Annotated in this window: 8 protein-coding genes; 6 read left to right on the top strand and 2 right to left on the bottom strand. The window is 68.7% G+C overall.

Annotated elements, in window-relative coordinates; genetic code table 11:
• The first annotated feature begins 50 nt into the window (after positions 1-50).
• The 5 genes from EBE87_RS23470 to EBE87_RS23450 are packed head-to-tail and all read left to right on the top strand — an operon-like array spanning position 51 to position 6,492.
• Positions 51-2,342 carry a glycosyltransferase gene (locus tag EBE87_RS23470; protein WP_158600986.1) on the top strand — a complete coding sequence of 764 codons (2,292 nt, stop codon included), beginning with the start codon at positions 51-53 and terminating at the stop codon, positions 2,340-2,342.
• On the top strand, positions 2,339-3,103 hold the full coding sequence (locus tag EBE87_RS23465) for a YdcF family protein (protein WP_120639990.1): 765 nt from the start codon (positions 2,339-2,341) through the stop codon (positions 3,101-3,103). Before EBE87_RS23470 ends, EBE87_RS23465 begins: the two co-directional genes overlap by 4 nt.
• Entirely contained in the window at positions 3,087-4,181 is a 1,095-nt protein-coding gene (locus EBE87_RS23460) for a GNAT family N-acetyltransferase (protein WP_120639989.1), read from the top strand. The genes EBE87_RS23465 and EBE87_RS23460 overlap by 17 nt, the downstream gene beginning before the upstream one ends.
• Positions 4,178-5,347 (top strand): glycosyltransferase family 4 protein, encoded by a 1,170-nt coding sequence (locus EBE87_RS23455; protein WP_120639988.1) that lies wholly within the window; start codon positions 4,178-4,180, stop codon positions 5,345-5,347. The genes EBE87_RS23460 and EBE87_RS23455 overlap by 4 nt, the downstream gene beginning before the upstream one ends.
• On the top strand, positions 5,344-6,492 hold the full coding sequence (locus EBE87_RS23450; RefSeq protein ID WP_120639987.1) for a glycosyltransferase family 4 protein: 1,149 nt from the start codon (positions 5,344-5,346) through the stop codon (positions 6,490-6,492). The genes EBE87_RS23455 and EBE87_RS23450 overlap by 4 nt, the downstream gene beginning before the upstream one ends.
• A 501-nt stretch (positions 6,493-6,993) precedes the next feature.
• Here the strand turns inward: EBE87_RS23450 and EBE87_RS23445 are convergent.
• Entirely contained in the window at positions 6,994-7,389 is a 396-nt protein-coding gene (locus EBE87_RS23445; RefSeq protein ID WP_233553363.1) for a helix-turn-helix domain-containing protein, read from the bottom strand.
• Between the two features lie 1,346 nt (positions 7,390-8,735).
• Between EBE87_RS23445 and EBE87_RS23440 the strand changes: the two genes are divergently transcribed.
• Positions 8,736-10,388: a ParB N-terminal domain-containing protein gene (locus EBE87_RS23440; RefSeq protein WP_120639985.1), complete on the top strand. Its 1,653-nt coding sequence runs from the start codon at positions 8,736-8,738 to the stop codon at positions 10,386-10,388.
• Positions 10,389-10,489: 101 nt separating this feature from the next.
• On the opposite strand, the gene EBE87_RS23435 is transcribed toward EBE87_RS23440, so the two are convergent.
• A partial coding sequence (locus EBE87_RS23435; protein ID WP_122140190.1) for a DUF4214 domain-containing protein occupies positions 10,490-13,612 on the bottom strand: 3,123 nt, incomplete at its 5' end.

Below are 13,612 nucleotides of genomic sequence, written 5' to 3'. Positions count from 1 at the left end.
CCGGAGGCACGTTGATGGGAACCGGGAAACCCGCAGGTGGAGGCCGGCCGATGAGCAAGCGCCGCGTTCTGCACGTGCTCAAGCGTTATGGCCCCCCCTTTAACGGGGAAGGCGCCTTTCTGGAACGCTCCTCCGCCGTGATGCAGGAACTGGCACCGGAGGTCGAGCACGACCTGCTGGTGACCGAGAAGCCGCGCCCGGCCGAGCCGCCCGCCCCCTGCTCCACCCTGCCACGGGTGGCCTATCTTTCCGGCAGGCCGATGGGCAGGGTGGCGCACCAGCTCGCCCTCACCTGGTGGTTCCTGCGCAACCTGCGCCACTACGACACCGTGCATGTCCGCCAACATGCGGACTGGTATTTCCTGACCTACCTCCTGTCCGCCCTGGCGGGGCGGCGGCTGGTGATCTCCGCCACGCCCGATGAGGGCGCGCCGGCGCTGGCGGGGCTGTACCGCGCCAGCCTGCGGCCGCTGGCCCGGCGGGGCTTCCGGCTCTTCGATGCCTTGGTCAGCAGCAGCCCCGGGCTGCTCCGTGAAGCCGGCGAGGCGGGCATAGACCCGGCGCGCTGCCATCTGGTGCCCCCCGGCATTACCCCGCCGCAGCCCGTGCCGGGCGCGCGGGCGCGCATCCGTGCCGAGCTGGGGATCGGCGCCGAGGACCCGGTGCTGCTTTTCACTGGCGGGCTTTGCCCGCTGCAGGACCCGCGCTTCCTGATCGCTGCCATGCCCGCCATCCTGGCCCGCCACCCGCGCGCGCGCCTGCTGCTGGTGGGGCCGGAGCTGGAGGCAGACTATGCCTCCGGCCTGCGGCAGGCCATGGCCCAGGCCGGCCTGGAGAAGGCCGTCTTCTTTCTGGGAGAACAGCCGGACCTTCAGCCTTATTTCGAGGCCGCCGATATGCTGGCCTCGGCTTCCCGGCTGGAGGGCTCTGGCGCCACTGTAGCGGAAGGCATGGCGCATGGCCTGCCGGTGGTGGCGCGCCACCTGCCTGCTGTCAACGACGACGCCAGGCTGGATGGCCAGACAGGCTTCCTCTTCCAGGACCAGGCCGGCTTCGTCCAGGCCATCGACCGGCTGGCGGGCGACCCGGCGCTGCGGCGGCGGATCGGCGCGGCGGCGCGGCAGATGGCCACCAAGCATTTCAGCATGCGGCAGGTGGCGGCACGTTATCTCGGCATCTACGGCTTCGCTGGCCGCATCGCCGAGGAGCCGGAGGCACCGCCGACCGGGCTGCGCTGCACCGCCTCCATCTCCGACCGTCGCTTCCATATGCCGGTGGCCATGGCGCCGGACCCCGCGCCCCTGCTGCTGACAACCGTCGATGCCGAGGAAGCCTTCGACTGGTCCGACGCCTTCTCCCGCGCCGCTGCGGACGTGACCTCGATGCGTAGCCAGTATCTGGCGCATCGTGTCTTCGCCCGGCATGGCGTGGTGCCGCTCTACATGGCGGATTACCCTGTGGTGGCCCAGGATGCCGGCTGCGGCCCCTTGCGGGAGCTGCTGCAGGACGGGCTCTGCGACATCGGCTCCCAGATGCATCCCTGGGTCACGCCGCCCTTCACCGAGGATGTCTGCGAGCGCAACAGCTATGCCGGCAACCTGCCGGTGGCGCTGGAACTGACCAAGGCGCGCCAGCTGACCGAGGCGATCGCCGAGAACCTGGGCGTCGTGCCCCGCATCTACCGCACCGGCCGCTATGGCTTCGGGCCGCGCACGGCCGATATCCTGAAGTCGCTCGGCTATCTGGCCGACAGCAGCCTCGCCCCCTGCTGGCCCACGCCCGCCCGCTACGACGAACCCGGCGCCTGGGCCAGCTCCCCCGGCCCCTATTGGGTGGACAAGGAGCGGACGCTGATGGAGATCCCGGTCTCCGCCGCGCTGGTCGGACGCCTCGCCGGCTGGCGGGAGGAGCGGCTGGCCTCCCTGGTCTTCCACCCGCGCAGGCGCCGCCGGCGCGTGGCGGGGGCGCTGTCCCGCCTCGGGCTGCTGGAGCGCATCCGGCTGACGCCGGAGGGCATGACGGTGCCGGAAGCGAAGCGTCTGGTTCGGCACATGCTGGCGCATGGCCACCGGGTCTTCACCCTGACCTATCATTCGCCGTCGCTGGAGCCGGGCAACACGCCCTATGTCCGTGACCTGGCGCAGCGCGACCGCTTCCTGGACTGGCTGGACGAGTTCTACACCTTCTTCCGCGAGGAAGTCGGTGGCCGCAGCGCCACCTGGCAGGAAGTGCGCTTCGGCGCCGCCGCCACGGCGGGCGGACCGCCGGGCGGGCCGCTGGAGAAGCTGCCGCATATCCTGCCCGCCGGCCCGTCGGTGGTGCCCGCGAGCCGGATATCGTGACCGGCGACATGACCCTGATGCTGCAGCAGGTGCTGACGGCGCTATTGCTGCCGCCGCTGCTGCTGGTGCTGGCCGGCCTGCTCTTCGGCATGCTGGCCTGGCGCGGCTGGCGGCCGGGCGGGTTCTGGGCGGCGGTGGCCGTGGTTGGCGTGACGCTGCTGGCCACGCCCTCCGCCTCCGGGCGGCTGATGGCCTCGCTGGAGCGGGAAGTGCCCCTCTCCGCGCCGGCGCAGGCTGTGGGCGGCACGCCGCCCGGCGCCATCGTGATCCTGGGCGCCGAGATGGCCGGCGCGCCCGACCATCCGGATATCGGGCCGATGACGCTGGAGCGCCTGCGCGCCGGCGCCGCGTTGCATCGGCGCACCGGCCTGCCGGTGCTGGTGACGGGCGGCCCCCTGTCCACCGGCGCGCCGCCCATCGCCAGCATGATGGCCCGCAGCCTGCAGGAGGATTTCGGCACCCCCGTGCAGTGGGTGGAAGCGCAGGCGCCGGATACCCGGGGCAATGCCGTCCTCAGCGCCGCCATGCTGCACCAGGCCGGCATCGGCACGGCTTATGTGGTGACCCATGCCTGGCACCTGCCCCGCGCCCTGGCCGCTTTCCAGCGTGCCGGGCTGGAGGCGGTGCCAGCCCCGGTGCGGCCGGCGCGCAGCATCGATCCGCAATGGTCGGACCTGCTGCCCCGGCCTGATCATCTGGCTGAAAGCTGGTTCGCCATGCGGGAATGGCTGGGGAGGCTGGTCTATGCCATCCGCGACTGACACCCTGGCCGAGGGCCTGCTGCCACTGCCGCATCCCGAAGCCGGCCTGCCCGGCTGGTGCGACCGGTTCCTGTGCCCGCCGGGTGGCAACGATGTCTTCTCCAGCCGCCTCTGGTACGACACCGTGCTGGGCCATGCGCTGCCCGCCGGCACCCGGCCGGTGCTGGCGCTGGCCGGTGGTGAAAAGGGCGTGCTGCTGCCGCTACTGCGGCAGGCCGATGGCCGGCTGTGCAGCCTTGTCACGCCCTATACCCTGACATGGCGCCCCCTGCCCGCGCCTGGTGCCGCGATGCGCGAAGCCGGCCTCGCCCTGGGCCGCCTGCTGCGCGGCGGGCGCCCGGCGCGGCTGGATACGCTGGATGCCGAGGCGCCGGGGCTGGAGGAACTGCTGGCCGGGCTGCGGCAGTCCGGGCTGGTGCCGCTGCGCTTCGACCATTTCGGCAACTGGTGGCAGCCGCTGGAGCCGGGCGCGGGCTGGGAGGCTTATCTCGCCGCGCGCCCCTCCGCCCTGCGCGCCACCATCCGCCGCAAGCTGGCCCGCGCCGGGCGCGAAAGCCGCTTCGAGCTGCTGCGCGAACCCGGGCTCGCGCTGGAAAACGGCATCCGTGCCTATGAGGCGGTGCGGGCGCGCAGCTGGAAGCCCTGGGAGCCTTTCCCCGACTTCGACGCGGCGCTGATGCGCGCGGCTGCCAGCGCCGGCGCGCTGCGGCTGGGCGTGCTGCGCGACCTGGATGGCCAGCCGCTGGCGGCGCAGTACTGGATGGTTTCGGGCGGCTATGCCTCGCTGCTGAAGCTGGCGCATGTCGAGGATGCCCGCGCGGCCTCCCCCGGCACGGTGCTGACGGCACTGATGGCGCGCGGCGTGATCGACGAGGACAAGGCCGCGGCGCTGGATTTCGGCCGGGGCGACGATGCCTATAAGCCGCTCTGGGTCAGCCAGCGGCGGCAAAGAACTGGCCTGCTGCTGGCCGACCTGCGCAGCCCCTCCGGGCTGCTGGCGTTGGCGCGGCAGACCGCTGGACATGGACGCAGGCAGGCCCTGCAATGGATTGAGAAGGCTCGGAGACGCCAGGGATGAAGATTCTGTACAGCCACCGGATCGCGTCCCGCGACGGCCAGGGCGTGCATCTGGACGCCATGGTGGCGGCGATGCGCGCGGCCGGCCACGAGGTGCGCGTGGTGGGCCCCGCCAGCTACGACAACACCGACCTCGGCGGCGACAGCCGCATGGTCGGCCTGCTGCGCGAGAAGCTGCCGGCCTGGGTCGGGGAAGCGGCGGAGATGGCCTATATCGGCCCCGCCACCCTGCGCCTGGCCCGCGCCGCCGCCGAGTTCCAGCCCGACGTGATCTATGAGCGCGCCAATCTCTTCCACCTCGCCGGCACGGTGGTGGCGGCGCAGCGGCGCATCCCGCTGCTGCTGGAGGTGAACGCGCCGCTGGCGGAGGAGCGTGGCCGCTTCGGCAACCTCGCGCTGCGCCGCACCGCCGCGGCGCTGGAGCGCCTGGCCTGGCGCCGCGCCAGCCGCGTGCTGCCGGTGACGGAAGTGCTGGCCGATAAGATCCGCGCCGCCGGCGTGCCGGATGAGCGCATCACCGTCGTGCCCAACGGCATCCATCCCGAGGAATTTCCCGCCATGGCCGCGCGTCCGGCGGATGCCGAGGGGCCGCTGGTGCTGGGCTTTGTCGGCTTCGTGCGGGACTGGCACGGGCTGGACCATGTGGTGCGCGCCATGGCCGCCTATCGCGGCCAGCACCCGCTGGCGCTGAAAGTGGTGGGCGATGGCCCTGCCCGCCCTGGCCTGGAAAAGCTGGCGGCGGAACTGGGCATCGCCGAGCGTGTGACCTTCACCGGGCTGGCGGCGCGCGATGCCGTGCCGGGGCTGATCAGCGGCTTCGATATCGCCCTGCAGCCCGCCTCGGTGGCCTATGCCTCGCCGCTGAAGGTGTTCGAATACATGGCCGCCGGCCGCGCCATCGTGGCGCCGGACCAGCCCAACCTGCGGGAAGTGCTGCGGCACGAGGAGACCGCCCTGCTCTTCGACCCTGGAAGCCCCGAGGCGATGTGGCAGGCGGTGCTGCGGCTGGACGAGGATGCCACCCTGCGCCAGCGCCTGGGCGAGGCCGCGCGGGCCGAGATCACCCGCCGCGACCTGACCTGGGCCGGCAATGCGCGCAAGGTGCTGGCCCTGGCGGCCGGCGAGATGTCCCGCCTGCGCGGCGGCCTGCCGGTGGCCGCCGAATGAACGCGCCGTTGCTGCTGCACGTCTATCCCACCTTCAATGTCGGTGGGGCGCAGGTGCGCTTCGCCGCGATCGCCAATCGCTTCGGCGCACGCTGGCGGCATGCGGTGGTGTCCCTGGATGGCGGGGATACCTGCCTGGAGCGCATCGCGCCGGAGGTGCCGCTGGAGATGCTGCCCTCCCCCACCCGCAAGGGTGAATCGCTGCCGCGCGCCATGGTTAATATCGGCAGGCTGCTGCACCGGCTGAAGCCGGACCTGCTGGTGACCAGCAACTGGGGCAGCATCGAATGGGCACTGGCGCGGCTGGCCATGCCGGGCCTGCCGCATATCCATACCGAGGATGGCTTCGGCCCCGAGGAGGCCGGCGGCCAGTTCCCCCGCCGCATGATGATGCGGCGCATCGCGCTCCGCCGCAGCACGGTGGTGCTGCCCTCCACCATTCTGCTGCGGGCGGCGCGGGAAACCTGGCACCTGCCGCCATCGCGGCTGCACCATATCCCGAACGGCCTCGATCTTGCCCGCTTCAACCCGGAAGGCCAGGCGGCTGACCTCGGCCTGCCGGGCGATGGCCCGGTGATCGGCACCGTCGCCGCCTTGCGGGTCGAGAAGAACCTGGGCCGCCTGCTGCGCGCCGCCGCCCTGCTGCGGCGGGAAGGTCTGGCCTTCCGGCTGGTGATCTTCGGCGATGGCTCCGAGCGCCCGAAGCTGGAAGCGCTGGCGCGGGAACTGGACCTCGGGGCCTCCGTGCGCTTCGCGGGCCATCTGACGGACCCTGCCGCCGCTTATCGGGCCATGGACCTCTTCGTGTTGTCCTCGGATACCGAGCAGATGCCCTTCTCGGTGCTGGAGGCCATGGCCTCGGGGCTGCCGATAGCCTCCACCGATGCGGGCGATATCCGCGCAATGCTTTCAGCGGAGAACCAGCCCCACATCGCCGCCAAGGACGACACAGCACTGGCCGCGGCCATGCGCCCGCTGCTGCAGGATGCCACGCTCCGCGCGCGGCTGGGCCTGGCCAATCATGCCAAGGCGCACCGGGACTACGATCAGGAGGCGATGTTCCAGGCCCATGCGGCATTGATCGAGCGTGCCTGTCGCCACCGGACACCCCGCACCGGCACCGTGTCCAGTATGGTCTGGCGGTGACGCCCTGCGTTGCCTATGCCTCGCGATGCTTCGTGTCAGGGGGAAGCGCGGCAGCACTTCCCCCATGCCGGATGATCCTGTGGACAGGGCGGCCGGCAGTGCTTTGAAGAAGCCGTGCACGCAGCACGCACGATGATGCGAGCTGCATGAATCCAGGCTGAAGGTGAATGCGTTCCTGCGGATCGCATGCTTTGGGTCGACCGCCCAGCAACTGGTCTTGGCGCCGCCGGCCAGCACAGGCTCCCGACGCGGCACTGGGGAGAGGCTCCCCATGGAAGTCACCTTGCGCCGCCTGAGGATGTTGATGGCGCCCGGATGCGGCGCAGCGCGAGATCAGCACTGCTGGGCAGTTAGCACCCCTGATGGCGTGACACGCCTTGAGGATCGACCCGCGCCCGCAAAGCCTTTATGCGCCCCGCAGGGCCGGAGGTGATCCTCGCCGCGATGAGGCCGCACCTCCCGGTGTGCCTCATCGCGCTCTGTCGCGCGGCTTCGCGGTGGTTAGACGCTCTCCTCCGGCACCGGGCGGAGTGCCTGTGGGGATGTCATCATGCGGGCCACTGCCACCAGCGCGCTGCGGTGGCGCGGATCGACAATGCTGCCGAACATCTGCACCAGTTCGACGATTTCCTGGCTGGAGCTGGCAGGAGCGGCAGGCTGCTCCATGTCCGCGGAGGAAGCAGCGGCCAGCAGCGTATCGGCCCGCACGCCCAAAGCATTCGCGATCGCGATCAGCCGGCTGGCGGTGATCCGCGTCGCGCCTGTCTCGTAGCGATGAAACTGAGCACCGGTCACGCCGATTATATCGGCGACCTGCTTCTGTGTCAGACCAGCGGCGCGACGATACTGGCGGATCTCACGGCCGACGGCAGTGTCAGGGGTCGATGGATTGCGCATCTTCACGGCAGAGTTCCCAAAGCAAGGTCAGTAAAGGGGGGGGGATCAGCAGAGGCGTTTGTTAGCAAGCCGGAACATGCAGATGTTCTGGCACGACGTAAGGATCCTTGGCCAAAGGCATAGGGCCACAGCGCGACATCCTTGTACGCGTCACCATTCATCTCTCGTTCCAGCAGGATTGCTGCACCGCTGCAGATTAAACATCGGCCCAGCAGGGACGTTGCGGTTTATGGGGCAGGTCGGTGCCTCAGCGGTACTCGAATGCACCTGAAGCGGGCGCGATTTGTCGCCGAAAGCGTGACGAATTCGGACAAACCGGAGACAAACTCCTGCCGCTTGGCAATCGATTACTAAAGCTTACAATGTTTGAACACGGCGTCCCTCAAACGAACACGCTTCCAGGCACTGCGTGAAGAATGCGTCCGCTCCGCTCACGGTTGAAGGCGGTAGCGATGACATGATGCCTATTCATGGTCTTCTAAAGACGTTGCGTCAGGATATCTTCTTACAGACGGACTATACTTCTTTTCGCGGATTTTTCCTTGCCGCTTACCTCACAAACAATCGTGAACAGCATTTGCAAGAAACTGCGCAGAGCGTAGGGGCTGTCTCAACTCATATTTTGAATAATCTCACGAATCGCTCAACCAGAGGACGAATAATGCGCTTAAGCGATTCTCTCTGAGCACAAACAGGACGTGAAAGCTGCCCGAGCACCATCCAGCGGTTGCGAGAAGGCCCAATGGGCAACAACCGTAAACTTTTCCGACACCAATACCAGCTCTCATTTCGCGAGCGGGATGGGACTGAAGGGCTGGTGCGCTGAAAGCTTTCGACCGTGCGGAAAAATTCCGCTCCAGGAATTGTCATTAGACTTTACACCAAAGAAGGCATTTCTCCTGCCAAGGTGGAGCCGGACGATAGAACCTGTCAGTCCGGTTCACGTAAAATGTTTACGTATCATGCAGGATGTTGGGCGGAACATGCGCTACGTCGGAGCTCCTGTGCACATGCTCGTTTTTTTACGTTCTATTTGAATTCTCAGCTTTGCTTCCAGCGTCACAGGCTCGGTTAACCCAAAATCTTTGCAGCAAAATCATAGAACTGGAGGAGCGTGACCAATATGGGAGGGTACCCTCATGCAACCGGCAACGCCGGTGACTACAATCATCGCGTGTATCAGCCCGGCATCAGGCTGAATAATAAGGCGCGATGCTGCCGTCGCTGGACCCGTGCCGGGCATGGTTAGCCCCCTTTCCCAATCCTGTCGGGGCGACGCCGCTGCCGCGATGTTGCCCAATGCTTCTCCCACGCAAGGAAGGGGCCCGACGCCGGCTGCGCCCGGTGTGCTCCCTGCTCTCGTCAGCTTGCGGATCACCACGCTGACCCCTGCCACCGCGCGGGACCTGCTGCGCCGCGCCCATCCCAGCCGCCGGCGACAGGAAGAAACGGTGCAGAGCTATGCACTGGCCATGCGCGATGGCTTCTGGGTGACGAACGGGTTGCCCGTCATCATCTCCCGCACCGGCGTGCTGCTGGACGGCATGCAGCGCCTCGCCGCCTGCGCCGAAAGCGGCATCCCGCTCCGGACCTATCTGGCTGAGAACGTGGCGGATGATGCCTACCACACCATCGACCAGCATCGCCGCCGCAGCCTCGCCGCCCTGCTGAAGCAGGACGGGCATACGCGTCATCACCTGCTTGCCAGCCTGTTGCAGCGGTTGGCGGAGTATGATGCCGATGCGCTCGGCAGGCCCCACGCCGGCCCTTCCGCCTGGGTGCGGCTGACGCGCATGCTGTCCACTTGCCCGGAGATCGAGGCGGCGCTGACCGCCAGCCTGGCGCGCGCTTCCTCACCGCTGCCGGAAGCAGCCCGCAGCACCCTGATCTTCATGGGGCGGCAGTCCGACCCGGAACTGACGGAACGGCTGCTCGATGTGCTGGAAACCCCCGGGCAGTTCCCGGCCCATGAGCCCGGCCTTCTGTTGTTGCAGGAGTTGCAGCGTGACCGCGCGGCGGCCTCCTGGGAGCGCCCGCTGGCCTTGGCGATCAAGACCCTCAACGCCATGCTGGCTGGCAAGCGGCTGCGGGGGTTGAGCTGGAACAACCGCGCCACGCGTGGCAAGCCGCCCGAGGCCTTCCCATGCCTGCTGGGCTACCAGGGGCTCACTGCCCTCGCGCCCTCGCCCGAGGAAGGAGCGGCAGTGCCGGACGGGCAGCATTGGCAGATGGAGATCATCGATAGCGCCGTCGCCAAGCGCTACCTGGCCAAGGGCGGGCAGACGCGGCAGCCCATCCCGGCGCATGTGCAGGCCCTGGCTTCCGATATCCAGCGCGGGCGGTGGATGCTGAATGCCCAGCCCATCTGCTTCTCCGCCAGCGGGCGGTTGCTCAATGGCATGCACCGGCTGCTGGCCGTGATTGCCGCCGATGGCCGCATCAGGACGCCGGTGGTGCGGGGCCTGCCGGAGGAGGCCGGGCCCAGCTACGATACCCAGCCCAAGCGCATCGCGGCGGCGGAAAGCCTAGCGGGTGATTTCGGCGATCAGGGCTTGGCCACCGCTATGGCCAATCTCTTTTGGCGATATGAACGGCGGACGGACCACACCCAGTACAAGCGTGCCGGCGCCGCGGAGATTCGCGAGATCCTGACGCAGCACCCCCGCCTGATCGAGCTGCGCAGCTTCGCACGGCGCATGGTGGAATACGGCCGCTCCTCCGTCATGGGCTATGGGGCCTATGTGATGGAACGCGAAGACCCTGGAACCGCCGAGATCTTTCTGAAGGCGCTCTCCACGGGCGCCGATCTCGGCCAGGGCCACCCGATCCTGGCGCTGCGCAACACCTTGCAGCGCCTGCGGCGGGAAGGCGCATCGCAGCCGGACCAGCTTGCCACCCTGCTGGCCGGCTGGCGGCGCTACCGCAGCCACCCCGCCGCACAGCAGGACCGGAAGAGGCAGGCCAGCCCGCAAGGCAGCGGCACCCGCAGGGGCGGCTGAAATAAGCAGGGCGGAGCAACGAAACCGTTGCCCCGCCCTGGATGCTGGAAGAAGACGCGCCCGGGTGCCGGTCTGGCATCCGGGCGTCTGTTGTGTGCGGCTCAGCCCAGCACGATGCCGTGGTCCGTCAGCGGCTGGCTCAGCTGCAGGAATTCCACGCTGTCGGCAAAGCCGGCAACCACCTCGCCGCGCGTCATGCCATGGGCCAGATGGTCCACCCAGAAGGCCTCACCCGCCGCCTCGCCGACGCGGCCGAGGGTATTGGCATAGACCATCTGCACGAAGTCGACATCCGAGGCGCCGGGGAAGCGTGCCTGGAACTCGTCGCTCTGGGCAAAGAGATTGGCCATATGCGCGGTGCTCATGCCGCCATCGGCCTTGGCATCCCAGAACTGCAGCCCACCCGCATCCGGCGCACGATCGAGCACCGCCTTATAGAGGCGCGCGATATCCGCCATCTGGTCGTCCACGTCCCAGAGGCCATGTGCCAGCAGGCCCTGGGTGTGCTCACGGTTCTCCGCGCTTTCGCTGAAACCGACCAGCATTTCGGCGCGGCTCATGCCATGCGCCAGATGATTCTGCCAGCCGCTCAGGCCCGCCGCGTCCGGCTCCCGGCCCAGCACCTGGTCATAGGTGCGGGCGATGAAGCTGGCATCGTCCAACTGGCCGAAGCGGGAGTGGAATTCCTGGCTGCCCATGAAGCCGTTAGCCAGGTTGGAGAGCGAGGCGCCGTTGTGCAGCTCAGCGGTCCAGTGTTCCTGGCCGATGGAGTCCGGCTCGCGGCCCAGCACGGCCTGGTAGAGGCGCATCACCTGCGCCGCCGGGTCCGCCGCATCGAAGACCAGCCGGCCGTCGGCGAAGTGGATCACGTCCACATTCGTGAAGGACAGGCTGCCTCCGGCCCCGGTCAGCGTGCCGCTGCCGCCGGTCTGCGCATCATGGTGCGCCGCCAAGCCCGAAATGCTGGACTGGGACCAGAACATGTCGGTGTGCAGCGTGCCGGAGAAGGTAACCTCGGCAGGCGCGGCATCGCCGTGCTGCGCCACCGGCGCCACAACCAGGCCGTCAGAGGCGGCGACGCTTCTGGCGGGCGCGCCCACCTTCCCCGTGGTCGCCGCGACGGAGAAGACTGCATCACTGTTGCTGTCGAGCAGGGCGGCGGTGCTGCCGGTGCTGACGCCGTTGATGCGGATGTCCTCGACATAGAGGTTGCGGTCGGTGTCCTCGGAACCGCCCCAGGCGTCGTTGAGGAACTGCACCACCACCTCATGGTCGGTACCCGCCGCCACATGGCCCAGCGCGATCTCCGCGCCGCCACGGGCGTGGCTTGCCGTCACCTCGCCGCGGAAGACCTCGACGCCATCCACCAGCACCACCGCCAGCGGGTTGCCTTCCCAGGCCTCGCCACCCAGCACGATCGACAGCGGCACCTCGCCCGGCTGCTGCACAGGGGCCGGCGCGGCCGGCGGCTGCACGGCCGGCACGGTGATGGAGAAGGACGCATCACTGTTGCTGTCGAGCAGGGCGGCGGTGCTGCCGGTGCTGACGCCGTTGATGCGGATATCCTCGACATAAAGGTTGCGGTCGGTGTCCTCGGAACCGCCCCAGGCGTCGTTGAGGAACTGCACCACCACCTCATGATCGGCGCCCGCCGCCACATGGCCCAACGCGATCTCCGCGCCGCCACGGGCGTGGCTTGCCGTCACCTCGCCGCGGAAGACCTCGACGCCATCCACCAGCACCACCGCCAGCGGGTTGCCTTCCCAGGCCTCGCCACCCAGCACGATCGACAGCGGCACCCCGCCCGCCGGGTGACCGGCGGCCGGCGCTTCCGGCGCGGTTTCCACCGGCGCGGAGCCATGGTTGCTGTCAGGCGCCGCATCGGGTGCCGTATGTACCGGCGGGGCGGTGTCGCTGGGCACCGAGGGTGCCGGGATCTGGAAGACGGGCGTGTTGTCCTCACCTGGCGCCACGATGGCGAAGGTGGGGTCGCGGGAGAAGTCATTGCCGCTGGTGAAAGGCGGGTTATCTGCCAGCAGCGCGTGATAGGCATCCACCGCCGCCTGCGAGCCGGTCAGCTCGGCAATGCCCGAGAGCGTCGCCAGCGCCAGCTGCACGTAGTCGCCTTCCGAGTGGCTCCAGCCATTCCCGTTGGACCAGCCGTAGGAGGCGGTGGTGGCGCCGATCTCGGACCAGGTGTTGAACACCCGCCCCGTCGCCGGGTCGCTGATCGCCAGCAGATAGGCGGCGCCGTCATGCTCCGCGAAGCCATTGGCCTCGTGCTGGAAGCGGCCGACCAGGAAGTTGGAGGCCCATTCCAGGTAGGTCAGCGCATCCTCGTTGCCATGCCGCGCCGCCGCGATGGCGGTGGAGGCGAAGTAGTCCTGCTGCCACGGCGGCAGCGCCCCGACGGTGCCGTATTCGCCCGGCAGCCAGCCATGCGCCTCGCCCTGCATCTCCGTCCAGCTCGGGATCTGCTGCACAATCCAGGACCAGTTGGCTTCCGAGACCTTGCTGAAATAAGCCTGCTCGGCGCTGCCGTTCGGGCTGGCCCAGGCGGCCTCGTCGATCTGCCGCAGCGCCCAGGCCGAGCCGCGCACCTGGTTGTTCGGCACCACCAGGTTGCCGTCCTCGCCGCGCATGTCGGCCCATTGCGACACCACGTTCCAGGCCGCCTGCGCCTGCAGGTTGTCCAACATCCAGCGCTCGCCGGTGAGGATATAGGGCACAAAGGACAGGTCCGGCTGATGCGCCGATTCTGGCGTCCAGCCGCTGATGTCGTCGCCCTGCTGCGTCAGCCCGCCGGAGCTGGCATCGCCCGGCGTGCCGGTGCCGCCGCGGCCGTCGGTCCAGAGCTTCGGGTAGTCCTCGGTGTTCAGCCAGCGGCCGTTGGCGCCGTCCCACATGTTCCAGGGCACCGCGCTGGCGGTCTCCGCCTGGCCCAGCGCATGGGTGGCGGCGCGGATGTCCTGCGTCATCAGCCAGACGGTGTTGGACTGCGTGGTGATGCCGATATCGGCCCGCCCGCCCACGCCCGGCATGTATTGGGTCACGCCATTGGTCGACAGCGGCTCACCCCAGCCGGCGGCCGCAGTGGCCTCGGCATAGGATTGCAGCAGACCATTGTCCACGGCCACGCCGAGGTCGTAGTTGGCGATGGCGCCGGTCTCGTGCAGATGCGCGATGTCCTGGCGGATGTTGAGCCAGCCGCTGCGGGCATCGCC

The sequence above is a fragment of the Teichococcus wenyumeiae genome (genome assembly GCF_003696345.1).
In the GTDB taxonomy this organism is placed as follows: domain Bacteria; phylum Pseudomonadota; class Alphaproteobacteria; order Acetobacterales; family Acetobacteraceae; genus Pseudoroseomonas; species Pseudoroseomonas wenyumeiae.
Note: the sequence above shows the minus strand (reverse complement) of the source record. Positions and strands in the feature narration are given on the sequence as shown.